Origin of the sequence: Methylobacterium sp. 4-46, assembly GCF_000019365.1 — a bacterium.
Classification (GTDB): Bacteria; Pseudomonadota; Alphaproteobacteria; order Rhizobiales; family Beijerinckiaceae; genus Methylobacterium.
Map to the genome: position 1 here is coordinate 5,788,860 of NC_010511.1, position 25,479 is coordinate 5,814,338.

Below are 25,479 nucleotides of genomic sequence, written 5' to 3' on the forward strand. Positions count from 1 at the left end.
GCGGGTGTCCCGGACCGGCTCCACGGAGGAACCAGGATGACCTCGAGCGAAGAGGGCGATCCCGGCAGGGCCCGGGAGAGCGACGCGCAGGACGACCGGCCCGTCCTGCCTCCCCGGGTGCGCGATCACCTCGCCCGGCAATTGCGCGCCTCCTATCACCGCGACGGGGACAAGCCGGACTACCTCGGCGACCCCGTGCTGCCCCCGCATCTCGACCCGCAGCTGCGCCGCCTGGAGCGCCGCCTGAAGGCGCAGGAGGCCGGTGCCGAGGCGGTCGCGGCCGCCCTGCGCCAATTGCCCGGCCAAATGCCCGGCCAAGTGCCGAGCCAAGCGCCCCGCCAAGTGCCGAGCCAAGCGCCCCGCCAAATGCCCCGCCAGGCAACGGGCCGAGCGACCGGCCGAGGGGCCGGTGGCGCGGCCGAGCCGGACGCGTCCTGACCCCGGCTGCCCCCCCGCGACCCTGCCGGCCGTCAATCCTGCCCCTGTCATTCCCGGCGGGAGAGGACGACGATCCGGGTGTTCGTCCGGATGATGCGTTGGCCTGACCTGGAAGTCCCTGTAAAGTCGCGTTCAGGGAGGCGGCCATGGCGGATTGGAATGCGGCGCAATACCTGAAATTCGCCGATGAGCGGACGCGCCCGGCGGCCGACCTGCTCGCCCGCGTGCCGCTCGAATCTCCCGCCCGCGTGATCGATCTCGGCTGCGGCCCGGGCAACAGCACGGCGCTGCTCTGCGCGCGCTTCCCCCGGGCCGCCGTGACCGGGCTCGATTCTTCGCCCGACATGCTGGCCACGGCGCGGGAGCGCCTGCCGGCCGTGCGCTTCGTCGAGGCCGACCTCGCGGGCTTCACCCCGGCGGAGCCGCCCGACCTGCTCTTCGCCAACGCCGTGCTGCAATGGCTGCCCGACCATGCGGGGCTGCTGGCGCGGCTCGCCCGGATGCTCGCGCCCGGGGGCTGCCTCGCCGTGCAGATGCCCGACAACCTGGAGGAGCCGTCCCACCGGCTGATGCGCCGCGTCGCCGGCGAGGCGCCCTTCGCGGAGCGCCTCGCCCAGGCCGCCGCCGCCCGCACCCGGCTCGGCAGCTTCCGCGACTACGACGCGTGGCTCTCGGCGGCGGGCTGCACGGTCGATCTCTGGCGCACCACCTACGTGCATCCGCTGGCGGGCCATCGCGGCATCGTCGAGTGGGTGCGCGGCACCGGCCTGCGCCCCTTCCTCGACCCCCTCGACCCCGCGGATCAGGCGGCCTTCCTCGCCCGCTACGAGGCGGCCCTGGCGGAGGCCTACCCGCCGCAGGCGGATGGGCGCGTGCTCCTGCCCTTCCCGCGGCTGTTCCTGGTGGCGCGGCGGCGTTAGCGCGGTCGGGAGGCGTCCAGGGCGGCGGCAACCTTCCGGCGCGACGCGGGCGGATCGTGCCCGGCCACTCATCCCAAATTCGATCGATCCCTTCGGGATGGCGGATCTCGGCGTCGCTCACGCGCCGCGCGAGCGCGTGATCCGGGCTCCGCTCGGATCAACCGGATCCCGGATCAGTTCGCCTGGGCGCGGGGCTTCGGAGCGGGCTTGCCGGCCTGGCCCGCCGGGGCCGGGCAGCCGGCCGGCTTGCCCGCCTTCTCGTCCTTGCCGCCCGGCACGAACATCGCCGAGACGCGCCCGCCCGCGGTCGGGTCCATATTCGCCCGGCCGGTATTCATGTCGTAGACGAGGCGGTTGCCGCGGGTGACGTTCTGGCACTGGCTCAGCACCACGTTGCCCGTGAGGATCACCCGGTTCGCCGCCTTGTCGAACACGGCGTTGTCGCCGGTCGCCACCTGATCCTTGTTCACCACCGTCACCGGCCCGGCGCAGACCACCTGCCGGATCGCCCCGCTGTCGGTCGGGTCGACCGGCTTCGCCTCCGCGGCCCGCGTGTCGGCAGGCTTGACCTCGGCGGGCCTCGCGGCCGGCTTCGCCTGTCCGGTCCTGCTCTCCGCCCCCTTCGGATCGGCGGCCCTGGTATCCGCGCCTTTGGCCCCGACCGGCTTGGTCTCGGCCAGCTTGGTTTCAGCGGGCTTGGCTTCAGCGGGCTTGGTTTCAGCGGGCTTGGCCTCCTCGGCCCTGGCCTCGTCCTTGGCGCCCTTGTCGCGGTTGCGCTGGTAATGGACGGTCATGCTGGAGCAGCGGATCGTGCTCTCGCCCTGCACCGCCACCACGTTGCCGGCGAAGACCGCCTTGTTCTCGTGGTCGAACACGTCGAGCCGGTCGGCGTCGATCTTGATCGGCTCCTTGCCGGAACTCCCGAAGGCGCCGAAGCCGGAATTGCGCTCCTTCCTGGGCGCCTCGGCGTGCGGCAGGGCCGGGCTCGCGAGGAGGAGCAGGGCGGCGAGGGCGGCGCGGCGGCAGGTCACGGCTGGTCGTCCTTCACCTCGGCCGCGGAGGTGCGCAGGGCCGGCCCACCCGACCCCGTCACGCCCCCGTCGAACACGGTCTTCACGTTGCCGATGAACGAGATCGTCTTGCCGTTCTCGACCACGTCGAGGGCGTCGGCCTGGATCGTGCCGTTCGGCAGCGTCACGCTCACCGGCTCGCGGGAGGTCAGCGTGCCGGCCTTGAAATTCACCTGGGCGGAGGAGAGGCGCGCCTCCTGTCCCTTGTCGGTCCAGAGCCGGATGCTGCGGCTGAGGTCGAGCGATTCACGCTGGGTGTCGAACACGCCGCTCTGCGCCTCCAGGTGCGAGAGCGTCCCGGCCTCGTCGGACTGCATCTGCCCGCGCATGGATTGCAACTCGATCACGGTCGGGCGGCGCACGTCCTGCAGGGCGGCGCGGGCCGTCACCTCGTAGGGCCGGCCGTCCTTGCCGCGGTAGCCGGTGAGGCGCGGGCGCTCCATCGTCACCTTCGAGCCCGAGACGCTGACCTCGCCGAGGGTCACGGTCACCCCGAGCGCCCCGAACGGGTCGAGCCAAGTCACCGCCACCACCGCCAGGATCGCCGCCGCCGAGCCGAGGGGAATCGCCCGCCGCAGGAAGCGCACCCGCGCGCTGTGCGCCTGCGCCCGGCGATGGGCGCGCAGGCGCCGCGAATCGAGCGCGGGCGCGGCGAGGCCCGGGATCTCGACGGCTTGCATCACGGGACTGCCCACAGGCGAACGCGCTCCGGCTGGGATCCGCTGCCGCGACGCCGGCAGGTCCATCGGTTGCGATGCCCCGCTCCGGTGTCGAAGTTGTGGCCGAGGCGCGCCGCCGCTCAGCTGTGCGCCAGGATGTCCACCTCGTCCCAGCCGAGCAGGTCGAGCCGCGCCCGCGTCGGCAGGAAGGCGAAGCAGGCCTCGGCCAGGGCGGTCCGCTCCTCGCGGGCGAGCATCGCGTCGAGCTTGGCGCGCAGGGCGTGCAGGTGCAGCACGTCCGAGGCCGCGTACTCGATCTGGGCGGGGCTCAGCGTCTCGGCGCCCCAATCGGACGATTGCTGCTGCTTGGAGATCTCGATTCCGAGCAACTCCCGCACGAGGTCCTTGAGCCCGTGCCGGTCGGTGTAGGTGCGGGAGAGCCGCGAGGCGACCTTGGTGCAGTAGATCGGCCCCGGCATCACGCCGAGCCGGTGGAAGAGCACCGCGAGGTCGAAGCGGGCGAAGTGGAAGATCTTGGTGACCGCGGGATCGGTCAGGACGCGCTTGAGCACCACGGGTTCGGGCCCGCCCTTGGCGATCTGGACGAGGTCGGCCTCGCCGTCGCCGCGGGAGATCTGGACCACGCAGAGGCGGTCCCGGTGGGGCTCGAGGCCGAGGGTCTCGGTGTCGACCGCGATGGCCGGGCCCGGAGCGTAATCGTCGGGCAGGTCGCCGCGGTGCAGGCGGTGGGGCATGGGATGTCGGATCCGGGCGCGCGCCGCCGGCGGTGCGGCGGCTCCCCGGCGCCTAACACCCTCCCCCACCGCCCGCAAGCGGGCGCCGGCTCAGCTCTTCTGGCGGGCGATGACCTTGTCCTTGATGCCCTCGTAGGCGTTGGTCGGGATGATCTTGCGCGAGAGCAGCTCGTCCTTGCCGCGGTAGGGCCGGCCCTTGATGATCGCCTCGGCCCGGGCCGGGCCGATGCCCGGCAGGGTGTCGAGCTCCTCCTTGGTGGCGCTGTTGATGTCGATGAGCACGGCCTTGGCCGGCGGGGTCATGGCCGGGGCGGCGGCCGGCGCCGCGGCGGGCTTGGCCGCCGGAGCGGCGGCGGGAGCTGCGGCGGGTTTCGCCGCCGACGGGGCCGGGGCCGGGCCGGGCTTGGCCGCCGGAGCAGGCGCCGCGGGGGCGGGCTTGGGGGCGGGGGCGGTGGCGGGCGCCTGCGCCAGGGCCGGCACGGTCGCGGCGAGGAGCGTCGCCGCGGCCAGGACGCGGCCGAGGCGGGAGAAGGCACGGGTCTGGATCATGAAGGACCTCCGCGGGTCGCTCGCGCCGGATGCTGACCGGCCCGCGCATCTGGGCCGGCGACGCTTGAACCGGCCCTTAACATCGCGGGGCGGTCCGAGAAATCCACCGGACGGGCTAGCCAGGTCCGATCCACCTCTGTATAAGCCGCGCTCCGATGAGATCAGGGGTGCGCGGCAGCTCCGCCCGGGGCAGCCCCGCGCCCGTTTTGTTGCAAGAGACGTGTCATGGCCGTTCCGAAGCGAAAGACCTCCCCGTCGCGGCGCGGCATGCGCCGCTCCGCCGATGCCCTCAAGGCCCCGACCTACGTCGAGGACAAGGATTCGGGCGAGCTGCGCCGCCCGCACCACATCGACCTCAAGACCGGCATGTATCGCGGCCGGCAGGTGCTGAAGGTCAAGACCGAGGCGTGAGGAACGGCCCGGGGCGCGCCGCCCCGCGGATCTCTCGCTGACGCTATCCGCCCCTCGCCCGCCCGGGTGAGGGGCTTCGCGCGTTGGCGCCATCACTTGGCGCAGGCGTCACTTGGCGCAGGCGTCACCGGACGGCCGCGTGCCTCGACCGGCGCTCCTTGGACCGGCGCTACTTGGCACCGGCGCGCGCGCCGGCCTCGTAGCGGGCCGAGGCCTCGCGGCTGCGGCGCTGGCGCGGCGGGCGCAGCAGGCCCGCGGTCCCGTCGAGCAGCTGGACCAGGAAGGGCGCCAGCGGGCGCTCCGGCACGGCGCGCCGCGGCGGCGGCTCCCCCACCGGAACCAGCGCCCGGGTTCCCTCGCCCGCCCTCTCCGTCTCGGAATGGGACATCGCCGCGCCTCCTCTTCCCCGCGGAGGCTCAACGCGCAAGCGGCGGGCCGGGTGCCGCGCCCCGCCTACTTCTTGGCGAGGGCGTCGAGCCGGCTCTGCATCTCCAGCATCTGCCGGCGCAGGTCGTCGAGCTCCCCGCGGGAGGCCCCGGGCTGGGCCGCGGGCGGCGCGGCCTCGGCGGGCTTCTCGGTCGGCGCCCCCGGCGTGAAGGGGGTGAACATCCGCATCGCCTCGCTGAAGAAGGCCATGTTGGCCCTCACCTGCTCCTCCATGGCGTGCTGGAAGGCGCTCGCCCCGAAAGTCTGGGACATCTTCTCGCGCAGGCCATCCTGCTCGCGCGCCAGATGATCCATCGAGAATTCCAGGTAGCTCGGCACCAGCGCCCGCATGCTGTCCCCGTAGAACCGGATCAGCTGGCGCAGGAACGCGACGGGGAGCAGATTCTCCGCCCCTGCCTTGTTCTCCTGCTCGAAGATGATCTGCGTCAGCACCGAGCGCGTGATGTCCTCACCGGATTTCGCATCGTAGACCACGAAATCCTCGCCGGCCTGAACCATGGCGGCAAGGTCTTCCAAGGTCACGTAGGTCGACGTGCCGGTGTGGTAGAGACGCCGGTTGGCGTACTTCTTGATGACGGTGGGTGTCGACTTGCCGCTGTCCGCCATCTCGACGGGCTCTCCTCTGGGTCAAGATGCGGCCGGCGGAGCGCCGCCGTCCGGGCCCGCACACGGGCGATGTTCCGGTCTGAGACCTTAAGGCGTTCCTGTGCTGGCGAAAATAGCAATCTGCGCGGTGTCCACGCAAACCATGCCCGGTCCGCACTCCGCCACCCCCTCAGAGGCTGCTTGACTTCGCCCGGAGCAAGGCGTTCATCGGCCTAAACGCCTCGCGAGCGCGGGCGATCATGGTGGAGGTGCGCATGGCAGAGAAGCAGGACATCGTCATCGTCGGGGCGGCGCGCACGCCGGTCGGCTCGTTCAACGGCGCCTTCGCGACCTTGCCGGCCCACCAGCTCGGCGCCATTGCGATCAAGGCGGCGCTGGAGCGCGCCAAGGTGTCGCCCGAGGACGTGGACGAGGTCATCTTCGGGCAGGTGCTCACCGCGGGCGCGGGCCAGAACCCGGCCCGCCAGGCGGCGATGGCCGCCGGCATCCCGCAGGAGGCGACGGCCTGGGGTCTCAACCAGCTCTGCGGATCGGGCCTGCGCACCGTCGCGGTCGGCCTGCAGCAGATCGCCAACGGCGACGCCACCGTCATCGTGGCGGGCGGCCAGGAATCGATGTCGATGGCCCCGCACGCCCAGCACCTGCGCGGCGGCCAGAAGATGGGCGACCTCGCCCTCGTCGACACGATGCTGAAGGACGGCCTGCTGGACGCCTTCAACGGCTACCACATGGGCAACACCGCCGAGAACGTCGCCCAGCGCTGGCAGCTCACCCGCGAGGAGCAGGACGCCTTCGCGACCCGCTCGCAGAACAAGGCCGAGGCCGCCAGGAAGGCGGGCCGCTTCAAGGACGAGATCGTCCCGGTGACCATCAAGACCCGCAAGGGCGAGGTGGTCGTCGATGCCGACGAGTACATCCGCGAGGGCGCGACCGTCGAGGCGATGGCCAAGCTGCGCCCGGCCTTCTCCAAGGAGGGCACGGTCACGGCCGGCAACGCCTCGGGCATCAACGACGGCGCCGCCGCCATCGTGCTGATGTCGGCCGCCGAGGCCGCGAAGCGGGGCCTGAAGCCGCTGGCCCGCATCGCCTCCTGGGCGACGGCCGGCGTCGATCCCGCCGTCATGGGCACCGGGCCGATCCCGGCCTCCCGCAAGGCCCTGGAGAAGGCCGGCTGGAAGCCGCAGGACGTCGACCTGATCGAGGCGAACGAGGCCTTCGCGGCCCAGGCGCTGGCGGTGAACAAGGAACTCGGCTTCGACGATTCCAAGGTCAACGTGAACGGCGGCGCCATCGCGATCGGCCACCCGATCGGCGCCTCGGGCGCCCGCGTGCTGGTGACCCTGCTGCACGAGATGCAGAAGCGCGACGCCAAGAAGGGGCTCGCCACCCTCTGCATCGGCGGCGGCATGGGCGTCGCCATGTGCGTGGAACGCTGAGCGGCGCGACCGCATTGCCCGCCGCGGGGGAGTTTCTCTCCCTCGCGGCCCGGCCGCGAGCAGGATAAGGCTTCGGTCAGGCCGGCAAAATACCAACACATAAGGGACGTGCGGGCTCTTCTCGAAGCGCCCGCCGCTCTCTAGGGAAGGACACGGTTCCCTCAAGGAGAGGCACATGGCAGAACGCGTCGCACTGGTCACAGGCGGAACGCGCGGCATCGGCGCCGCGATCTCGAAGGGTCTGAAGGACGCCGGCTACAAGGTGGCGGCGAATTACGGCGGCAACGACGAGGCCGCGAATGCTTTCAAGGCCGAGACCGGGATCCCGGTGTTCAAGTTCGACGTCGGCGATCCGGCCGCCTGCGAGGCCGGCATCCGCGCCGCCGAGGCGGAACTCGGCCCGGTCGACATCCTGGTCAACAATGCCGGCATCACCCGCGACGGCATGTTCCACCGCATGACCTTCGAGCAGTGGCAGGCGGTGATCCGCACCAACCTCGACTCGATGTTCACCTGCACCCGCCCGGTGATCGACGGGATGCGGTCGCGCGGCTTCGGCCGCATCGTCCTGATCTCGTCCATCAACGGCCAGAAGGGCCAGATGGGCCAGACCAACTACTCGGCCGCCAAGGCCGGCGTGATCGGCTTCGCCAAGGCCCTGGCCCAGGAGAACGCCAACAAGGGCATCACCGTGAACGTGATCGCCCCCGGCTACATCGCCACCGAGATGGTCAAGGCGGTACCCCAGGAGGTGCTCAAGACCAAGATCCTGCCGCAGATCCCGGTCGGCCGCCTCGGCGAGGCCGAGGAGATCGCCCGCGCGGTGGAGTTCCTGGCGAGCGACCACGCCGGCTTCATCACCGGCTCGACCCTGACCATCAACGGCGGCCAGTACTTCGCCTGAGCGCGGCGGCCCCGCTCCCCGGTGCGGGGGCGGGGCCGGTCCGGTGCGACGCCGCACCGTCGCCGCGGAACGATTCCAGCAGGCAGCCTTCCGACGCGGGCCCTTGAGCCACGTGCAGACCCGGTGCGTCCTCCGGCACCTTGACGGGTCTGCCGCAGGTGCGAGAAGACCCGGCACACGGTTGACGACCCAGGAATCCGCCCGATGAGCAACTTCAACGAGGAGCGTGTGCTGTCCGTCCACCACTGGACCGACACGCTCTTCAGCTTCCGCACGACCCGCGACCCGTCGTTCCGCTTCCGCAACGGCGAGTTCACGATGATCGGGCTGAAGCAGGACGGCAAGCCGCTGCTGCGCGCCTACTCGGTGGTCTCGGCCAATTACGAGGACGAGCTGGAGTTCTTCTCCATCAAGGTGCCGAACGGCCCGCTCACCTCGAAGCTGCAGCACCTCAAGGTCGGCGACCCGATCATCGTCAGCCGCAAGGCGACCGGCACCCTCGTCCTCGACAACCTGCTGCCCGGCAAGCACCTCTACCTGCTCGGGACCGGCACCGGCCTCGCCCCCTTTCTGTCGATCATCAAGGACCCGGAGACCTACGACCGCTTCGAGAAGGTGGTCCTCGTCCACGGCTGCCGGCAGGTCCAGGAACTCGCCTACGGCGAGACGATCACGCAGGACCTGCCCAACCACGAGCTGATCGGCGACATGGTCCGGGCGCAGCTGATCTACTACCCGACCGTGACGCGCGAGCCGTTCCGCAACCGCGGCCGCATCACCGACCTGATCACCTCGGGCAAGCTGTTCCAGGATGTCGGCCTGCCGTCGATGTCGATCGAGACCGACCGCTTCATGCTGTGCGGCAGCCCGGACATGATCCGCGACACCCGCGCCCTGCTCGCCGAGGGCGGCTACGTCGAGGGCAACCACGGCGAGGCCGGCCACTTCGTGATCGAGAAGGCCTTCGTCGAGAAGTGAGCGGGGCGGAGCCGTGCGCCTGCTGCTCATCAACGCGAACACCACCGAGGCGGTGACCGACCTCGTGGCGGGGGTCGTGCGCCGCCTCGCCCCAGAGGTCGAGATCGTCGCCGCGACGGGCCGCTTCGGCGGGCGCTACGTGGCGACGCGGGCCACCGCGGCGATCGCGGCTCACGCCGCCCTCGACGCCCTGGCCGAGCATGGCGGCGGCTGCGACGCGGTCTACCTCGCCTGCTTCGGGGATCCCGGGCTCCTCGCCCTCAAGGAGGTCTCGCCCGCGCCGGTCATCGGCATGGCGGAGGGAGCGCTCCACCTCGCCTGCACCCGGGGGCGGCGCGTCGGCATCGTCACCGGCGGCGCGGCCTGGCGGCCGATGCTGCAGGAATTCGCGGCCTCCCTCGGCCTGTCCGAGCGGATCGCCGGCATCCGCACCGTCGCGCCGACCGGGGGCGAGATCGCCCGCGATCCGGACGCGGCCCTCGCCGGCCTCGCCGCCGCCTGCCGGGCCTGCGCGGCGGAGGACGGGGCCGACGTGGTGGTGCTCGGGGGGGCCGCGCTCGCGGGCCTCGCCGCCCGCCTCCAGCCCGACGTGCCGGTGCCGCTGATCTGCTCGACCGAGGCCGGCGCCCGCATGGCGCTCGCCGCCGCCGCGCTGCGGACCGGCCGCACCCTCCCGGCCGCGAGCGAGAGCGTCGGCCTGAGCGCCGCCCTGGCCGACCTCCTGGCGCGGCCCCGCTGAGGGGCCGCGCACCCGGCCCCCGAGGGGCCGGGCCGAAGGGCGGCGGCCGGGCGCTACTGCACGATCCTGGGCGCGCCCTCGGCGGGGGCCGCCGGGGCGCCGTCCCCGGGCGCCTGCGCGGCCGCCGGCAGCAGGATCCCCTTGGCGACGTTGCCCTCCGGCCCGAACTCGGTGGCGACGATCCGGCAGGCCTCCTCCCGGTTCGCCATCATCTGGTTGGACATCAGGGTGAACATCGCCTGGACCTTCGCCCCGAAGGGGCCGCGCGGCGGGCGCACGTCCTCGACCGTGACGTTGTAGCGGCCGAGCAGGGTCTCGAAAGGCTCGACCCCGATCCGGTAGCCGCAGACATTGGCCGCCGCGAAGACGTAGGCCGCGGTCTCGAGCGCCCGCGGCGGCGGCGCGTTGCGGATCGGCTGGGCGGCGGCGGCACTGCACAGGGCGAGCACGGCGGCGAGCGCCGGCGCGGGGCGGATGGGCATCGGGTTCCTCCGGTTCGGCCGGGCGGACTCGCGGGTCCGCTTCTCGGCCCGCAGCAGATAGCGCGGGCCGTCCCACCCCGAGAAGGGCGTGCGGCATCACGCCCCCGGAACCGGGCCCTACTCGACGATCAGCTTGTAGGACTGCCCGGACCGCAGGGCCGCGCCCCGCTCCAGGCCGTTGATGACCAGGAAATAGTCGAGGGGGCGGTCGCCCGTCGCCATGCGCCGCGCCAGGGCCTCGGCGGTGTCGCCGGCCGCGGCGGCCACGACCTGGATCCGCGCCGGCCGCAGGCGCCGCGCCTCCTCGGGACCCACCGCCGCGACGCTCGCGAGCCAGCGCTCGAACCCGTCGCGCGGGTCGGTCGCGCCCTTGGCGGCCATGATCATCCGGAAGGTGTTGGTCCCGACCCGGATCGCGGCGAGGCGGAAGAACCAGTCCTTGCCCTTCGAGGCCGCCGTCACGGCCGGGAAGCCGTTGATCATGCGGTTCTCGACGCTGCCGGCCTCGATCGCGTCGGTCCAGGTCGCCCGCAGCACCTCCTCCAGCACCTGGCTCGCATGGGTCTCGACGGCGTCGAAGAGCAGGCGGCGATGGCCCTCCGGAGTGGTGCCGAGCACGGCCCGGGCGGTGTTCTCCAGGGCGAAGCCGTCCGGCGCCTCGAAGGTGACGCCGAGGCGCGGATGCACGAAGCGGCGCCCGCGCACCAGCCCGTCCCCCGGATTGTCGCCGTACGCGATGCCGTCGATCGAGGCGAGGTAGAGGTTGCGCTCCTCCGCCCCGAGCCCGGGGGCGCCGATGCGCCGGGCGGCCTGCGTCACCTGGGTGATGCGCTCGGGGGTGCTCGGATGGGTGGCGAGGAGGTCGGGCTCGGTCGGGATGCCGCTGCCGGCCCGCAGCGCCGTGGCCCGGTTGAGGCTGGTGAGGAAGCGCGCCGCCCCGAACGGGTCGTAGCCGGCCCGCGACAGCGTGCGCACGCCGGTCTGGTCCGCCTCGAATTCCTGGGCGCGCGAGAACTTGGCGAGCACGAAGCGGGACTGGTCCTGCAGGAGGGCGCCGGTGGCCGGGTCCTTGAGCACGTCGGCCACGACCTTGCTCACCAGTTCCGAGCGCAGGGCCATCTCGGTGCGGGCATTGGCGTGCCGGAGGGTGACATGGGCGATTTCGTGCGCCAGCACGGCGGCGAGTTCGGAGGAATCGTTGGCGAGGGCGAGCAGCCCGCGCGTCACGTAGAGCCGGCCGTTCGGGAGCGCGAAGGCGTTGATGGCGGGGGAATCGAGCAGCGTGACCGCGTAGGTCTCGTCCGGGCGCTCGGTCGCCTTGACGAGCCGGTCGGTGACCTCGCTGACCAGCCGCAGGGCGGCGGGCGCCCGGTACTCGCCGCCGAAGGAGGCGACGAGCTTGGCGTGGTCCGCATCCGTCCCGCCGCGCTCGCGCCCGCCGGTGGCGCGCGGCGCCTCGGGCGGCACCGTCACGGAGACGGGGGTGAGGGTTCCGGTCTGGTCGCCCGCGCAGGAGGCCGCCGCGAGGACGAGCGCCGCGACGCCGCCTCGCGCCGCGACGCGCGCCATCGTGGCGCCGAGCGCTCCCGCGGCGCCGAGCGCCCCCGCGGCGCGGAGCGCCCCCGCGGCGCGGAGCGCCCCCGCGGCGCGGAGCGCCGCCTCGATCGTGTTGCGCCTGATGAGCCCGTCCATTGCGATCAACGGCGCTGCGCCCGCTCCTCGTCCAGCATCTCGATCATCTCCGCCGCGCCGATGTCGAGGGTCGGGCCGCGCCAGAGCTCGACGACGCCGCGAGCCCGCGCGCGCCGCCCCCGAAGCGCGGCCGCCGTCAAACCACGTTCGAGCAGGGTCCGCCAAGTGCGTTTCGTCACCGTGACCGTCAGACCTTCCTCTCCGAAAGGGGCGAAGTTGAGATAGGTGCGGGAGCGCCGCTCGCCCACGCTGCGCACCCGGCCCTCCGCAACCACGAACTGCCCGACCCGGGCCGCCAGGACGGCGGCGTCCTCCGCCCGCAGCGGGAGGTCGCCGGCCCAGAGGCCGCGCCGGGCCTGCCGGGCCGCCGCCTCGACGGTGAGCAGTCCCGGCCGGCAGAGCCTATCCGATTCGCCGGCATCGACCAGCGCGAGCCCCGCGGCCAGGAGTCCGCCCGCGAGGTCGACGGGGTCCCCGCCCGGCTCCTCCGCCACCGCGTCGAGCGCGACCCGCTCCCAGCGGTCCGGCGCCGGGTCCTCCCGGGTCGCGAGGCGCTGCCCCTTGCGGGCATCGAGCCAGGCCCGGGCGGCCGCCGCGAGGCTCGGATCCGCCGGGAGCCGCACCCCGTCGAGCCGCGCCGTCCGCCCCGAGGCGAGGCGCAGCTCGCCGCTCGGCGCCACGCCCGCGAGCCTGTCCTCCCGGGCGACCCGGCCCCCGCAGGTTTCCTCCGCGGCGGGCCGGGCGCCGGCCTGCGGGGCGCCGAGGGCGAGGATGAGGATCGCGGCGAGGCCGGCCCGCCTTCCCTCGCCTCCCGGTTGGCGGCGTGCCTCCGAGATGCTATGCACGCGCCGTGGGTCTCCGTAGCTCAGCTGGACAGAGCACAGGTTTCCTAAACCGCAATTGGGCGTCGCGCCGGGAAACCGCGCGGCGGATCCGCTCAAAGTCGGGGAAAGCGTCGATCCCGGATCACGCCGATCCCGAGCCAAGCCCGGCCCACCGGCCGGGAAGGTGTAGAGACTAGACGGGCGGCACCTAAGGGCTCTCGGGCCTACGGTGAAGGGATAGTCCAGCCCACGAACGCCGGAAGGCGGCGGCGAAAGCCGAAGTGGGATGAAACCTGGGGTCGCAGGTTCGAGCCCTGCCGGGGACGCCACGCCGTTGCGCTGCGGGCCGACGCCGCCGCGCAGCACGGCACCGGATCGTTGCATCCACATCATCCCCGATGCGGCGGGCCGTCATGGTCCCGCTTCGCCGCCGGCACCGAGATCGACGGGGACGCGGTCTTCGGGCGGGACCCTCATGTCCGCATGGAGGCCGATCGCCAGGAGGAGCCTCGGAGGCTGAGGATCAATCGGCCGACCCCTCTGTGCAGGGGAGGCCAAGAGCCGTGATGTCGATCGATTCAGCGCAGCCATGGCACCGCCGTCCGAGTGTTGTACCGACCCGATTGTCAGGAAGCGATTGCATATCGTGTTTATCACCTTGCTCTTTTCTCTGCCAAGGCGGCGGACAGTACTATGTAGGCTCGTTCTCCCGGCTACTTATTCGATAAAGAACAAGCTGATGAAGGCTGGCGGCCTCGAAGCACTCTTGTATCGTGGCGACGTGGTGGTGCCGGATCGAAAGATGGTCGGCCTCTCGGCACCGGACAAACGTCGACCTCTCTCGCCCCGCATCCGTTCCGCCGCCGAGCGTTTACCTTTCGTCAACCATCGGGAATCAACAATCCGGACATCCTCCGCGACGGCGCCGCCCGCGCCCCCCTACGGCGAGCCCCCATGGCTGGCAAACCCGCTGACGCGCGCGACGCGCATATCGGCCAGCGCATCGAGCAGCTGCGCCTGAAGGCGAAGATCCCCCGCGACGTGGTGGCCGGGCGCCTCGGCATCTCGGCGTCGCAGTTCGGCAAGTACGAGAAGGGCGCCAACCGGATGAGCGCCGCCGACCTCGACGCGGTCGGCCGCCTGTTCGACGTACCGATCGGGTACTTCTTCGAGGGAATGCCGCGGGACGAGGGGACGGGGCCGGGCCTGCGGGAGCGCCCCCAGCCGCCGCTCGCCGGAGCGGAATCCTGGACGGGTTTCGCCGGGGCCGTCGCCCGCGCGGCCGATGCGCACCTCCTCACCGACGATCGCCGGCGCCTCGCCGCCGTGGTCAGGGCCCTCGACCGCGCCCTCGACACCACGGCCCCGTTCGGTATAGAGAACAACTCCGGTTCGTCGGGTTGACCTCCTGTTTGTCGGCTGCCACAACGCCCCAACCGGAGGCGTCGGGCAGACGATCGGACGGACACGCCCGGCCTGACAGGGGGTTTACTCAGCAATGGCACGTTCCGATTACCTGTTCACGAGCGAGTCGGTCTCCGAGGGCCACCCGGACAAGGTCTGCGACCGCATCTCCGACACCGTCGTGGACGCCTACCTGGCCGAGATGCCGGAGGCGCGCCTGGGCGTCGAGACGCTCGCCACCACGAACCGCATCGTCATCGCGGGCGAGGTGCGCGGGCCCGATTCGGTCACCTTCGCGCGCCTGGAGGAGCTCACCCGCGCCGCCGTGAAGGATATCGGCTACGAGCAGGACGGCTTCCACTGGAAGAACGCCGACGTCGCCATCTACCTGCACGCGCAATCCGCCGACATCGCCCAGGGCGTCGACGCGTCCGGCAACAAGGACGAGGGCGCGGGCGACCAGGGCATCATGTTCGGCTACGCGACCGACGAGACGCCCGCCCTGATGCCGGCACCGATCTACTACGCCCACAAGATCCTCAAGGACCTCGCGGATGCCCGCAAGGGCCGGGTCGGCGAGGCCGCCAAGCTCGGCCCCGACGCCAAGAGCCAGGTCACGGTCCGCTACGAGGGCGGGCGCCCCGTCGAGGCGACCCAGATCGTGCTCTCGACCCAGCACCTCGACGAGAGCCTCGACTCGCAGGGCGTGCGCGCCATCGTCGAGCCCTACATCCGCGCGGCGCTGCCCGGCTCCTGGGTCACCGACCGGACCGTCTGGCACGTCAACCCGACCGGCAAGTTCGTGATCGGCGGCCCGGACGGCGATTGCGGCCTGACCGGGCGCAAGATCATCGTCGACACCTATGGCGGCGCGGCGCCCCACGGCGGCGGCGCCTTCTCGGGCAAGGACCCGACGAAGGTCGACCGCTCGGCCGCCTACGCGGCACGCTACCTCGCCAAGAACGTGGTGGCGGCGGGCCTGTCGCGGCGCGCCACGATCCAGCTCGCCTACGCGATCGGCGTCGCCAAGCCGCTGTCGATCTACGTCGACCTGCACGGCACGGGCCGCGTCGAGGAGGCGAAGCTGGAGAAGGTGCTGGGCGAGATCCTCGACCTGTCGCCGCGCGGCATCCGCACGCATCTCGGCCTCAACAAGCCGATCTACGCCCGCACCTCGGCCTACGGCCATTTCGGCCGCGAGCCCGACCGGGATGGCGGCTTCTCCTGGGAGAAGACCGACCTCGTGGCGACCCTGAAGTCGGCCCTGGCCTGAGCCGCGCCTCCGGTGCTACGGGGCGGCTCCGCACCGCAGCGCCAGAGTTCGATGACCGACGACGAGACCGAGGCGGCCCCCGAGCGGGGCCGCGCCTTCTACGGCCGCCGCAAGGGCAAGCGCCTGCGCGCGGGGCAGGAGGAGCGCATCGCCGCGCTCCTGCCCCGCCTGCGCCTGCCCGCCGAGGGACCGATCGACCCGGCCGGCCTGTTCCCGCACCCGGTCGCCTCCCTGTGGCTGGAGATCGGTTTCGGCGGCGGGGAGCACCTCGCCGCCCAGGCCCGCGCCCATCCGGAGACCGGCTTCATCGGCTGCGAGCCCTTCGTGAACGGCGTCGCCAAGCTCCTGCGCGCCGTCGACGACGACGGCCTCGCCAATGTCCGGCTCTGGGACCGCGACGCCATGGAGCTGCTGCCGCGGCTGCCCGCCGCCTGCGTGGAGCGGCTCTTCCTGCTCTATCCCGATCCCTGGCCCAAGCGCCGCCAGCGCAAGCGCCGCTTCGTCTCCGACGAGAGCCTCGCGGAGATCGCCCGGGTGCTGCGCCCCGGCGGCGTCTTCCGCTTCGCCAGCGACATCGACGACTACGCCGGCTGGACCCTGGTGCGCGCCGCCCGCAGCCCCTTCCTGCGCTGGACCGCCGCGCGGGCCGACGAGTGGACGCGGCCCTGGCCCGACTGGCCGGGCACCCGCTACGAGGCGAAGGCCGTCGCCCAGGGCCGCCGGCCGACCTATCTCAGCTTCGCGCGGGTCTGACGCGGGCGGCGGTTCCGCGAGGGAGCTTGTGGCTGCCGGCCATGCCGGTCATCATCCGCGCCGCCCAAGCCTCGCGACCGGGGCGGTGCGGCGGGGAGACGACGCGGCCCGCGGGTGGGCCGACCGGACGCGGGTGTGCGAGGAGCGCGTGGATCGCCTCTCCAGACGGCCGGGGGACCCGGCGGGGCCGGCCGGACCCGGCGTGAGACCAGTGGGGCGCGCCTTGGACCACAGGCCTGACCAGCAGCCCGACCGGCCGGGGGACGCGCCGGCCCCGGGCCACACCGGCGACGCGCTCCTGCGGTTCGCCTTCGAGGCGGCCCCCGTCGGGATCGCCTGCCTGTCCGGCCCGGACGATCGCCTCGTCGCGGCCAATGCCCGGCTCTGCGCCCTGCTCGCCGCCGCGCCGGAGGATTTGCTCGGCCGCTGCCTCGCCGACCTCGTCGATGCCGCCGGCGCCCCGGCCGATCCCGTGTCGGGGGCCGGGATCGAGCAGTGCTGGCGGCGCGGCGACGGCGGCACCGTCTGGGTGACGGTGCGGGCCGGCCCGTCGCGGGACGGGCAGCGGGTGCTGACCGTCGAGCCGGCGGAGGATCACGGCGCCGCCGCCCGCGCCGAGCAGACCCGCCTCGCCCTGGCCTTCTCGGGGCTCGGCGACTGGAGCTGGAGCCGGGCCAGCGGCCAGATCACCCTCTCGGAGCGGGCCGCGGAGATCCTGGGCCTCGCCCCGGGGCCCTCCGTCGCCGCGGAGACCCTGGAGCCGCGGCTGCACCGGGACGACCTGGAGCGCGCCCGCGCCCTCGTGCAGGAGGCCGCGCCCCTCGGCCGGGCCTACGCGGTCGACCTGCGCTACCGCCGCCCCCCGGACGGCCAGGAGGTCTGGATCTCGGTCCGCGGCCGCGCCCAGCTCGGCCCGGACGGGGCGGTCGTCGGCATGATCGGCGTCGTCCAGGACGTCACCGCCCGCGAGGAGGCCCGGCGCGCCCTGCACGACCGCGAGCAGCGGCTGCGGGTCGCGACCTCGGTGGCGGCGCTCGGCATCTTCGAGTGGCACCTCCTCGACGACCAGGCGCTCTGGGAGAACGAGCGCATGTGGGAGATCTTCGGCCGCCGCCCGCAGGACGGCACGATCAGCATGACCGAGTTCTTCCGCGAGGTGATGCACCCGGAGGACAAGGGGCCGTTCCGGGCCGCGGTCGCGGACGCCCTCCAGGGCGAGGGCGTGCTGCACGCCACCGGGCGCATCCGCCGGGCGAGCGACGGGACGTGGCGCACGATCGAGATGGCCGGGCGCTTCGAGCGCGACAACCCGGGCGGCCTGCCCCGCCGCCTGATCGGGGTCGTCGCCGACATCACCGACCGGCGCCTCGCCGAGGAGCGCCAGACGCTCCTGATCCGCGAACTCCACCACCGGGTGAAGAACACCCTCGCCACCGTGCAGGCGATCGTCGGCTCGACCGCCCGCACCGCGTCGAGCATCGAGAGCTTCTACGAGGCCTTCGTCGGGCGGATCATGTCCCTCGCCCACACCCATTCGGTCCTGACCGAAGATGTCTGGCAGACGGCCTCCCTGCGCGGCCTCCTGGAGAACGAGCTGACGCCCTACGCGGACGGGCCGATGACGCCGGAGGCGGACGGGCGGGTCACCCTCGAGGGCCCGGCCGTCGACCTCGCCTCCGAGATCGCGGTGCCGATCGGCATGGCGATCCACGAACTCACCACCAACGCGGCGAAGTACGGCGCCCTCTCGGGCCGGGCCGGGCGGGTGCGGGTGCGCTGGTCCCTGGAGCCCGAGGACGACCGCGTCGTGCTGCGCTTCGAGTGGCGCGAGTCGGGCGGGCCGCCGGTGGCGCCGCCGACCCGCCAGGGTTTCGGCTCCCGCCTGCTGCAGCGGGTGCTCTCGACCCAGGTCCAGGCGAACGTGGCGATCGACTACGCGCCGGACGGCCTGCGCCTGACCATGCTGGCCCCCCTGCCGAAGCGCAACGTGGCCCTCAATCCCCTGGCCAAGCTCTGAGGGTTCCGGCGGCCGGATCCGGCCGGGTTCTCGGGCCTGCCGTCCGGTGCGCGAGCGACGGGATCGGCTTCGCCGTGCGGCAGGGCCGACATCGGACAGGCAACGACGGCTTTGGCCGGTTCCCGTGCTGAACCGATCACCAGGATGCCGTGTCATACCCAATCCGCTTGATCCCTTCGGGATGGCGGATTGCGGCTTCGCTCAGGTGCCGCGCAGGCGTGTGATCCGGGATCCGGTTGATCGCTTCGCGATGCGGATGTCGGCTCCGCTCACGGGCCGCGCGGTCTTCTCACCCGCGGTCCGGACGTGATCGTCCGGACAGCGGATCACTCGATGATCCGGTCCGCGAGGGCCAGCATCGCGGTCGGGACGGTGAGGCCGAGCGCCTGGGCCGCCTTCAGGTTGATCACGAGTTCGAACACGTCCGGGCGCTCGACCGGAAGGTCGCCGGGCCGCGCCCCCTTCAGGATCCGGGCGATGTAGCTCGCCAGACGCCGGTAGGAGGCGGCGATGCGCGGCCCGTAGGTGCAGACCGCGCCGCTCTCGGCGAAGCTCGGCCAGCCGGAAATCACCGGGATGCGCAGGCCGGCGGCCGCCTCGATGATGCGCTGACGATTCTGCAGGGTGAAGCCGTCCGCGAAGACGGACAGCGCCTGCGGCGGCGCGGCGGCCAGGCGCGCCAGCGCCGCGGCGAGGTCTTCGGGCGTCCCGGTGGCGTGGTAGTCGATCCGCAGGCCGAGCCGGCTCCCGGCGTCGAGGGAGACCGCGCGCTCCAGCTGCTCGCCGGGATGCTCCGGGTTGCCGATGATCGCCACGTGGCGCAGGCCGGGGATCATCTCGCGCAGCAGGTCCAGGCGCTTGCGGTTGAACTCGGCCGCCATCAGGGTGACGCCGGTCATGCCGCCGCCCGGGCGCGCGTAGCTCTCCGCGAGGCCGGCCGCCACCGGATCGCCGCTGACGACGTAGACGAGCGGGACCGGCAGGCGCAGCGCGGCGGTGATCGGGGTGGCGGCGCCCTGGACCAGGAGCGCCGCCACCTTGGGCGGCGGCCAGCTCCCCGGCGAGGGCGGGGACCCGGCCGAGATCGTCGTCTCCGTAGCGGAACGCGATGGCGAGGTTGCGCCCCTCCTCGAGCCCCTCCGCGGCCAACCCGTCGCGCAGGGCGGCGATGTAGGGCGTGAGGCTGGCGGCGCGCTGCGCGGTCAGCCAGCCGATGCGCACCGGCGCGCCGTCGCCTCGGGCGAGGCCGGCGCGGGAAAGGGCGGCCGCGAGGGCGGCCCCGAGCAGGTGCCGCCGCGCGACGCCTCCGGCGAGGGGCGGGGCGGGGTCTCGGGCGGGGTCCCGGGCATACGGCGCGGTCCGGTCCGGCATGGGCGTGTCCCCGATCATCGACGATGCGGATCCGTCGCCCGGGCGACGCCGCGCTTCATTCCAGGATCTCGTCCGCGCGGGCGAGGACCGGCAGCGGGATCTTGATGGCGAGGTGCTGGGCCGTCCTCAGGTTGAGCACGAGGTCGAGTTTCTTGATCTGCTGCACGGGCAGGTCGCCGGGCTGCTCGCCGCCGAGGATGCGGCCGACATAGGCGCCGACCCGGCGGGACGCCTCGGCGACGCTGCCGCCGTAGCTCATGAGGCCGCCCGCGAGCGCGAATTCGCGGTAGGCGGAGATCGCCGCCACGGCGGCGTCGCGCGCCTGCGCGGCGATCAGGTCGTTGCGGCTGTTGAAGAACGTGTCCGCGCCGAGGATCAGCCCGCGCGCTCCGGCGCCGCTCAGCCGCGCGAAGGCCGCGGCGATGTCGGCGTCGCCGCTCGCCGTGACCACCAGCGGCTCGAAGCCGAGGGCGCGGGCAGCCTCGGGAACCTCCCTCGCCTGGCGGTCGGCCAGGATCGGGTTCGTCGGGTTGACGAGAACCGCGACCACCACCCCGGGCGGGATGAGCTCCCGCAGGAGCTCGAGCTGCTTCGGCCCGATCTGGGCGCCGAGGGTGGTCCAGCCGGTCAGGTTGCCGCCGGGCCGGCTCGTGCTCTGGACGAGCCCGATGCTCGCAGGGTCGACCGCCATCCGCACGACGATCGGGATCCGCTCCGTCGCGCGCTTGGCGGCGAGCGCCGAGGTCGTGTTGCCGAGGACCACGATGACGGCGACGCCCTCGCGCACGAGATCCTCGGCCATCCCGTCGAGGCGGTCGTTCCGCCCCCGCGCCCAGCGGTAGCTGAACCGCACGTCGCGGCCCTCGACGTATCCGGCCTCCGCGAGCCCGGCCCGGAAGGCGTCGACGCGCGAGGTCCAAAGCTCCGGCGATTCGCTGCACAGGAGGCCCAGGGCGGGGAGCGGGGCCGGCTGCGCCGCGGCCCCGCGCGGTCGCACCAGGGCGAGGCCGAGGCCGGACAGAAATCGACGCCGATCCATGTCCCCTCTCCCTTGCCGGCCCGATCCGACGAGACCAGTCGCGGTCCCGCAGAATTCTGTCGTGCCGAAGCTTTCACAAGATGTCCCGGCGCAGGGGCGGCCGCAACTCGGCGCGGCGTCGCGAGGGATGCTGCGCCGCGGCGCGCCCGAAGGGCGCGGCATCGTCCGCCGAGAGGGCCGCCGGGCGGGCGGCAGGAAGGATGCGGGCGCAAGATCCGGAGCGGAACGGCGCCCGGCGAAGCCGCTCAGGCGCCGCCGAGGTCGATGCGGGTGCCGGTCTCGCCGTTGAGGAGGCGCCTGAGATGGAAGCTCGCGAGCCGGTCGTCGGGGCGCTGCCCGATCAGCGCCGCGAAGGCCTGCGTGGCGCAGGGATCCTGGGCGGCGAGCTTCGCGAAGGCCTGCGCGTAGCGGGCGGTGGCCGGATCGGCGTATGCGGCCTCGCTCAGCGGCTCGTAGGCCCGCAGCGGGGCCGACTTGCCGCGCAAGAGCAGGTCGCCGATCGGCCGCCCGCGAAACGCCTCCGCCCGCTCCGCTACGGCGGCGCTCACGCAGATCCGCGTGCCGAGCACCTTGTTGGCGGCCTCCAGCCGCGCCGCGATGTTGATCGTGTCGCCGTAGGCCGTGTAGTCGAAGAAGCGGTCGCCGCCGAAATTGCCGACGATCGCCGGCCCGGCATGGACGCCGATGCGCGTCGCGCCGAGGCTGACGCCCCGCTCCGCCCAGGCGGCGCGCAGGGCCTGGGCGGCCTCGTCGAGGGCGAGCGCGCAGGCCACCGCCCGGCTGGCATGGTCCGGCTGCTCGCCGGGGGCGCCGAACAGCACGTGGATCGCGTCGCCCACGATCTTGGCGACGGTGCCCTCGTACCGGAAGACGAGGCCGGTCATCGTGGCGAGGTAGCCGTTCAGCAGCTCGGCCATCAGCGCCGGGTCGAGGCTCTCCACCAGCGTGGTGAAGCCGGCGACGTCCGTGAACAGCGAGGCGACGTCGCGCCGGTGCCCTCCGGCCGCCAGGGAGGAGGCGTCGGCCGCCAAGCGCTCGGCGAGGTTGGGCGAGAAGTAGCGCGACAGCGTCGCGTGGGCGCGCTCCGCCTCGGCCTGGCGGCGGCGCGCCTCCCGCAGGGCCCTGACATGCAGCACCGTCCGGTCGACGGTGGTCTCGAAGTCGGCGAAGTCGATCGGCTTGGTCAGGAAGTCGAAGGCGCCGCGGTTCATCGCGACCCGGATGTTCGCCATGTCCCCGTAGGCCGAGACGATCACGGTCGAGAGCTTCTCGTCCGCCTCCTGCAGCTTGGCGAGGAGCGAGAGGCCGTCCATCCGCGGCATGTTGATGTCCGAGACGACGAGGTCGACGTCCCGGTGCTCGGTCAGGAGGTCGAGCGCCTCGACGCCGTCGCGGGCGAACAGGAAGCGGACGGTGCCCTCCCGGATCCGGCGGCGGAAGGTCTGGAGGATCAGCGCCTCCAGGTCCGGCTCGTCGTCCACGACGAGGATCTTGGCGGGCGCGGCGCTCATGCGGCGGTACCGGCCAGGCGGCGGTCGATCTCCTGCCGCAGGGCCGCGAAGTCGATCGGCTTGACCAGCACGGTCTCGGCCCCGCGCTCCTGCGCGACCCGGCGGGTCTGGGCGTCGCCGTAGGCGGTGATCATGATCACCGGCACCGCGGGGCAGGCCTGCTTGACCAGCGGCAGGAGGTCGAGGCCGGTCGTGCCCGGCATGTTGATGTCCGAGAGCACCAGGATCAACGTGGCGTCGCCCGGCGCGGCGATGCGGGCCAGCGCCTCCTCGGCCGATTGCGCGAAGGCGAGGGTGAAGCGGCCCGCGCGCAAGTCGCGGCGGAACTGCTGCCGGAACAGCTCCGCCACGTCCGGCTCGTCGTCGACGACCAGGATCAGCACGCTCATGGCCCCCTCCCCGATGGCTCCCTCCCCGGAGGCGCCGCGGCGCCGGCGCGCGGCAGCGTGATCGTGAACTCGGTGAAGGCGCCCGGCTCGGTCGCGACCTCGATCGTGCCGCCGTGCTGCTTCACCACGATGTCGTAGCTCAGCGACAGGCCGAGTCCCGTGCCCTCCCCGGCCGGCTTGGTCGTGAAGAAGGGGGTGAACATCTTCGCCCTGACGGTGTCCGGGATGCCCGTGCCGTTGTCGCGGATCCTGATCTCGACCTTATCCCCGAGGTCCCGGGTGGCGGCAACCAGGGTCGGGGCGAAGCCGGGGGTCTCGCTCCCGCGCTGGCGCAGGGCGTAGAAGCCGTTGGTGATCAGGTTCAGAAGGACGCGGGTCATCTCCTGGGGGTAGAGCAGGGCCGTCCCGGCGGCGGGGTCGAGGCGGCGCTCCAGGGTCACGTTGAAGCCGGGCTTCTCCGCCCTTGCGCCGTGATAGGCGAGGTTGAGGCTCTCCTCCACCAGGGCGTTGAGGTCGGCCTCGCGCCGCTCGCCCGTCCCCTCGCGCGAGTGCAGCAGCATGTTCTTGACGATCGAATCGGCGCGACGCCCGTGCTGCACGACCTTGGCGAGGTTGCCCTTGAGGAGGCCGGCGAGTTCGTCGACCTCGCCCCGCACGGAATCGGCGAGGGGCGCGCCGGCCAGCGCCTGCCGCAGCTCGTCCACCAGCTCGGCCGACAGGGCCGCGAAATTGTTGACGAAGTTGAGCGGGTTCTTGATCTCGTGGGCGATGCCGGCGGTGAGCTGGCCCAGCGAGGCGAGCTTCTCCGACTGGATGAGGCGGTCCTGGGCCGCGCGCAGCTCCTCCAGGGAGCACGAGAGGTCCCGCGTCCGCTCCTGCAGGGCCGCGAACAGCCGCGCGTTCTCGATCGCGATCACCGCCTGATCCGCGAAGGTCTGCACCAGCTCGACCTGCCGGGGCGGAAAGGCGCCCGGCCCCTCCCGCGCCAGGACGAAGACGCCCTCGACGGGGCCGTCGCGCAGGAGCGGCACGCCGAGCCAGGCCCGGCCTCCCCCGTCCGGGCCGGCCGGCTCCTCGTCCTGCTCCACGCGGCCCGACCCCGCGACCCGGGCGACCGTCGCGGCGAGGGCCGTCCCGGCCGGGATCTCCCCGCAGAGGGCCCCCCTGCCGCACGGAATCCCGCCGCTCTCGGGGCAGTCGCACCGCACCGGGCCGTCGGACGCGAGGCCCACGCCGGCCCTGATCCGGTAGGCGTCGCCCTCGCGCAGGACCACGAGTCCGCTGGGAACGCCGCACAATTCGGCGGCCGAGCGGGCCAGGGTGGCGAGCACGGCGTCGAGGTCGAAGGCCGAGCGGCTGATCACCTTCAACACCTCGGCGGTGGCGGTCTGCTGGCGCAGCGCCTCGTCGAGGGTGCGGGTGCGCTCCGCGACCTTGGCCTCCAGGGTCTCGTAGGAATCCTGGATGCGGACGGCCATCAGGTTGAAGCGGTCCGCCAGGGTCTCGATCTCGTCCCCGGTGCGGATGGCGATGCGCTCGGAGAGGTCCCCGCCCCCGAGGCGCTCCGCCCCCTCCTGCAGGCGGCGGATCGGCACCACCATGCGGCGGGCGAGCAGCGTTCCGGCGATGCTGGCGAGCAGGAGGCCGAGGCCGAGGAGGCCGAGGGTCTGGTAGAGCGAGGTGAAGACCGGGGCCATGGCCTCGGCGAGGGGCGACTGGACGAACACGATCCAGCCGATGCGCCGGATCGGCGCGTGGGCGGTGAGCACCGAGCGCTCGCCGAGGTCGCGGGTGATCTCGGGGGCCGCCGCCGCGCCGTCGAGGGCCCGGCGCACCTGCGGCGTCTGCGACAGGTCGGTGTCGCGCAGCACGAGGGTGAGGTCGGGATGCGCGATCAGGCGGCCCTGCTGGGTCACCACGAAGGCGTGGCCCTTCTCGCCGACGTGGATGGCCGCGATGACGTCCCAGATCAGCTTGAGGTTCACCTCCGCGGCGGTGACTCCCGGATTCCTGCCCGCATGCGCGATGGCGATCGTCATGTAGGGCTCGGACCCCCGCCGGAAGGTGACCGGGCCGAGCCAGACCTTGTCGCCGATGGCGCGCAGGAAGCGCGCGTCCTGCGAGAGGTCGCGCCCGCTCCCGACCGCGTCGGGTTCGAGGCGGGAGACCTTGAGCTGCTCGCGCCCCGCCGCGTCGATGTAGGACACTTCGGTGATGGCGGGCGCCTGCCGCAGCAGGCGGATGAAGTCGTAGCGCTGCTGCTCGACCGGGATGCGGCGCCACTCCGCCCGGGTGGTCCAGCCGATCTGGTTCTCGATCTCGGCGATGAAGGCGTCGACCTGCGCGGCGGCGGCGTGGGCCTTCTCCTGCTGCACCCGGATCGCGGTCCGCTTCGCCTCGTCGTAGTTCAGCAGCAGGTTCACGGCGCCGTTGACGACGAGCACCACCGTCACGAGGCCGACCAGCGCCACGGCGAGCTTGGCCGAGAGCGGGATGCGCCGGCGACGCCCGGCGCGGGCGCCCGCCGGGAGGGGTCCGGCCTGCGCCTCGGGCGCGGCGGCCCTCACGGTCGTGGCCGGATTCCGGCCGGCGGGCGCCGCGGGCCCCAGATCATGCATTCGCCTCGCTCAGGCTTCGGCCGAGGCCGGAACTATGCCATGGCGGGCGCGCGCCGTCAGCGGTGCGCCCGCGGGTCCGGAGGCGACCGCGCGGCCGGCGCGCCGGGCGCGTCCTCCCCCTCCTCGCTCGGATCACGGTCGACGCCCGCGGGGCCCATAACCGTGAGATCCGCCGGGGGAGGAACCCGGCTGAA

At 73.0% G+C, this 25,479-nt stretch carries 25 protein-coding genes; 11 read left to right on the forward strand and 14 right to left on the reverse strand.

All coding sequences use genetic code 11. From position 1 onward, the window contains the following. Positions 1 to 36: 36 nt before the first annotated feature. Positions 37 to 438: a hypothetical protein gene (locus M446_RS25415; protein WP_012334980.1), complete on the forward strand. Its 402-nt coding sequence runs from the start codon at positions 37 to 39 to the stop codon at positions 436 to 438. 146 nt (positions 439 to 584) lie between these two features. Beyond that, a complete protein-coding gene (gene tam, locus M446_RS25420) occupies positions 585 to 1,358 on the forward strand; it encodes a trans-aconitate 2-methyltransferase (protein WP_012334981.1) in 774 nt (257 codons plus the stop codon). Between the two features lie 173 nt (positions 1,359 to 1,531). Here the strand turns inward: tam and M446_RS25425 are convergent, their stop codons facing one another. The 4 genes from M446_RS25425 to M446_RS25440 all read right to left on the reverse strand — a co-directional run bounded on the left by M446_RS25425 (position 1,532) and on the right by M446_RS25440 (position 4,391). Then, entirely contained in the window at positions 1,532 to 2,389 is an 858-nt protein-coding gene (locus M446_RS25425; protein ID WP_012334982.1) for an LptA/OstA family protein, read from the reverse strand. Beyond that, a complete protein-coding gene (gene lptC, locus M446_RS25430) occupies positions 2,386 to 3,108 on the reverse strand; it encodes an LPS export ABC transporter periplasmic protein LptC (protein ID WP_043701623.1) in 723 nt (240 codons plus the stop codon). The genes M446_RS25425 and lptC overlap by 4 nt, the downstream gene beginning before the upstream one ends. Before the next feature lie 119 nt (positions 3,109 to 3,227). After that, on the reverse strand, positions 3,228 to 3,842 hold the full coding sequence (locus M446_RS25435) for a ribonuclease D (RefSeq protein ID WP_012334984.1): 615 nt from the start codon (positions 3,840 to 3,842) through the stop codon (positions 3,228 to 3,230). A 90-nt stretch (positions 3,843 to 3,932) separates the two neighbouring features. After that, a complete protein-coding gene (locus M446_RS25440) occupies positions 3,933 to 4,391 on the reverse strand; it encodes a ComEA family DNA-binding protein (protein ID WP_012334985.1) in 459 nt (152 codons plus the stop codon). 225 nt (positions 4,392 to 4,616) lie between these two features. Here M446_RS25440 and rpmF point away from each other — a divergent pair, with 225 nt between their 5' ends. Continuing rightward, on the forward strand, positions 4,617 to 4,802 hold the full coding sequence (gene rpmF, locus M446_RS25445) for a 50S ribosomal protein L32 (RefSeq protein WP_012334986.1): 186 nt from the start codon (positions 4,617 to 4,619) through the stop codon (positions 4,800 to 4,802). Between the two features lie 169 nt (positions 4,803 to 4,971). Here rpmF and M446_RS25450 read toward each other — a convergent pair whose 3' ends face one another. Together M446_RS25450 and phaR are read right to left on the reverse strand one after the other, a co-directional pair. Further along, positions 4,972 to 5,190, reverse strand: a complete 219-nt coding sequence (locus M446_RS25450; protein ID WP_012334987.1) for a hypothetical protein — start codon at positions 5,188 to 5,190, stop codon at positions 4,972 to 4,974. Positions 5,191 to 5,255: 65 nt separating this feature from the next. Next, positions 5,256 to 5,855, reverse strand: coding sequence for a polyhydroxyalkanoate synthesis repressor PhaR (gene phaR, locus M446_RS25455; RefSeq protein ID WP_012334988.1), 600 nt, complete (start codon positions 5,853 to 5,855; stop codon positions 5,256 to 5,258). A gap of 254 nt (positions 5,856 to 6,109) precedes the next feature. Between phaR and M446_RS25460 the strand changes: the two genes are divergently transcribed. From M446_RS25460 to M446_RS25475, 4 genes are all read left to right on the forward strand, one after another. Further along, positions 6,110 to 7,291 carry an acetyl-CoA C-acetyltransferase gene (locus M446_RS25460; protein WP_026190704.1) on the forward strand — a complete coding sequence of 394 codons (1,182 nt, stop codon included), beginning with the start codon at positions 6,110 to 6,112 and terminating at the stop codon, positions 7,289 to 7,291. Positions 7,292 to 7,466: 175 nt separating this feature from the next. Then, positions 7,467 to 8,195, forward strand: a complete 729-nt coding sequence (phbB, locus tag M446_RS25465; protein WP_012334990.1) for an acetoacetyl-CoA reductase — start codon at positions 7,467 to 7,469, stop codon at positions 8,193 to 8,195. A gap of 204 nt (positions 8,196 to 8,399) precedes the next feature. Beyond that, positions 8,400 to 9,173 (forward strand): ferredoxin--NADP reductase, encoded by a 774-nt coding sequence (locus tag M446_RS25470; RefSeq protein ID WP_012334991.1) that lies wholly within the window; start codon positions 8,400 to 8,402, stop codon positions 9,171 to 9,173. Between the two features lie 13 nt (positions 9,174 to 9,186). Next, entirely contained in the window at positions 9,187 to 9,912 is a 726-nt protein-coding gene (locus M446_RS25475; RefSeq protein WP_012334992.1) for an aspartate/glutamate racemase family protein, read from the forward strand. Between the two features lie 53 nt (positions 9,913 to 9,965). On the opposite strand, the gene M446_RS25480 is transcribed toward M446_RS25475, so the two are convergent. The 3 genes from M446_RS25480 to M446_RS25490 form a co-directional block, all read right to left on the reverse strand. Continuing rightward, positions 9,966 to 10,394 (reverse strand): hypothetical protein, encoded by a 429-nt coding sequence (locus M446_RS25480; RefSeq protein ID WP_012334993.1) that lies wholly within the window; start codon positions 10,392 to 10,394, stop codon positions 9,966 to 9,968. 117 nt (positions 10,395 to 10,511) lie between these two features. Next, positions 10,512 to 12,086 (reverse strand): M48 family metalloprotease, encoded by a 1,575-nt coding sequence (locus M446_RS25485; protein ID WP_012334994.1) that lies wholly within the window; start codon positions 12,084 to 12,086, stop codon positions 10,512 to 10,514. Positions 12,087 to 12,091: 5 nt separating this feature from the next. Continuing rightward, the gene (locus M446_RS25490) at positions 12,092 to 12,931 is read right to left on the reverse strand and encodes a hypothetical protein (RefSeq protein ID WP_012334995.1); all 840 of its coding nucleotides are present in this window, start codon (positions 12,929 to 12,931) and stop codon (positions 12,092 to 12,094) included. A gap of 933 nt (positions 12,932 to 13,864) precedes the next feature. On the opposite strand from M446_RS25490, the gene M446_RS25495 reads away from it, so the two are divergent. The 4 genes from M446_RS25495 to M446_RS25510 all read left to right on the forward strand — a co-directional run bounded on the left by M446_RS25495 (position 13,865) and on the right by M446_RS25510 (position 18,357). After that, positions 13,865 to 14,314, forward strand: coding sequence for a helix-turn-helix domain-containing protein (locus tag M446_RS25495; protein WP_012334996.1), 450 nt, complete (start codon positions 13,865 to 13,867; stop codon positions 14,312 to 14,314). 94 nt (positions 14,315 to 14,408) lie between these two features. Then, positions 14,409 to 15,587, forward strand: a complete 1,179-nt coding sequence (metK, locus tag M446_RS25500; protein ID WP_012334997.1) for a methionine adenosyltransferase — start codon at positions 14,409 to 14,411, stop codon at positions 15,585 to 15,587. A gap of 51 nt (positions 15,588 to 15,638) precedes the next feature. Then, complete coding sequence (gene trmB / locus M446_RS25505; RefSeq protein ID WP_012334998.1) at positions 15,639 to 16,340, forward strand: tRNA (guanosine(46)-N7)-methyltransferase TrmB; 702 nt, start codon at positions 15,639 to 15,641, stop codon at positions 16,338 to 16,340. Positions 16,341 to 16,563: 223 nt separating this feature from the next. Continuing rightward, positions 16,564 to 18,357: a sensor histidine kinase gene (locus tag M446_RS25510; RefSeq protein ID WP_043701627.1), complete on the forward strand. Its 1,794-nt coding sequence runs from the start codon at positions 16,564 to 16,566 to the stop codon at positions 18,355 to 18,357. Between the two features lie 326 nt (positions 18,358 to 18,683). Here M446_RS25510 and M446_RS25515 read toward each other — a convergent pair whose 3' ends face one another. The 5 genes from M446_RS25515 to M446_RS25535 all read right to left on the reverse strand — a co-directional run bounded on the left by M446_RS25515 (position 18,684) and on the right by M446_RS25535 (position 25,285). After that, positions 18,684 to 19,394 (reverse strand): ABC transporter substrate-binding protein, encoded by a 711-nt coding sequence (locus M446_RS25515; RefSeq protein ID WP_050777513.1) that lies wholly within the window; start codon positions 19,392 to 19,394, stop codon positions 18,684 to 18,686. Positions 19,395 to 19,783: 389 nt separating this feature from the next. Continuing rightward, a complete protein-coding gene (locus M446_RS25520; protein WP_012335000.1) occupies positions 19,784 to 20,767 on the reverse strand; it encodes an ABC transporter substrate-binding protein in 984 nt (327 codons plus the stop codon). A gap of 245 nt (positions 20,768 to 21,012) precedes the next feature. After that, on the reverse strand, positions 21,013 to 22,278 hold the full coding sequence (locus tag M446_RS25525; RefSeq protein ID WP_012335001.1) for an adenylate/guanylate cyclase domain-containing protein: 1,266 nt from the start codon (positions 22,276 to 22,278) through the stop codon (positions 21,013 to 21,015). Further along, positions 22,275 to 22,667: a response regulator gene (locus tag M446_RS25530; protein WP_012335002.1), complete on the reverse strand. Its 393-nt coding sequence runs from the start codon at positions 22,665 to 22,667 to the stop codon at positions 22,275 to 22,277. Before M446_RS25530 ends, M446_RS25525 begins: the two co-directional genes overlap by 4 nt. Then, positions 22,664 to 25,285, reverse strand: coding sequence for an ATP-binding protein (locus tag M446_RS25535; RefSeq protein WP_012335003.1), 2,622 nt, complete (start codon positions 25,283 to 25,285; stop codon positions 22,664 to 22,666). Before M446_RS25535 ends, M446_RS25530 begins: the two co-directional genes overlap by 4 nt. Positions 25,286 to 25,479: the final 194 nt, after the last annotated feature.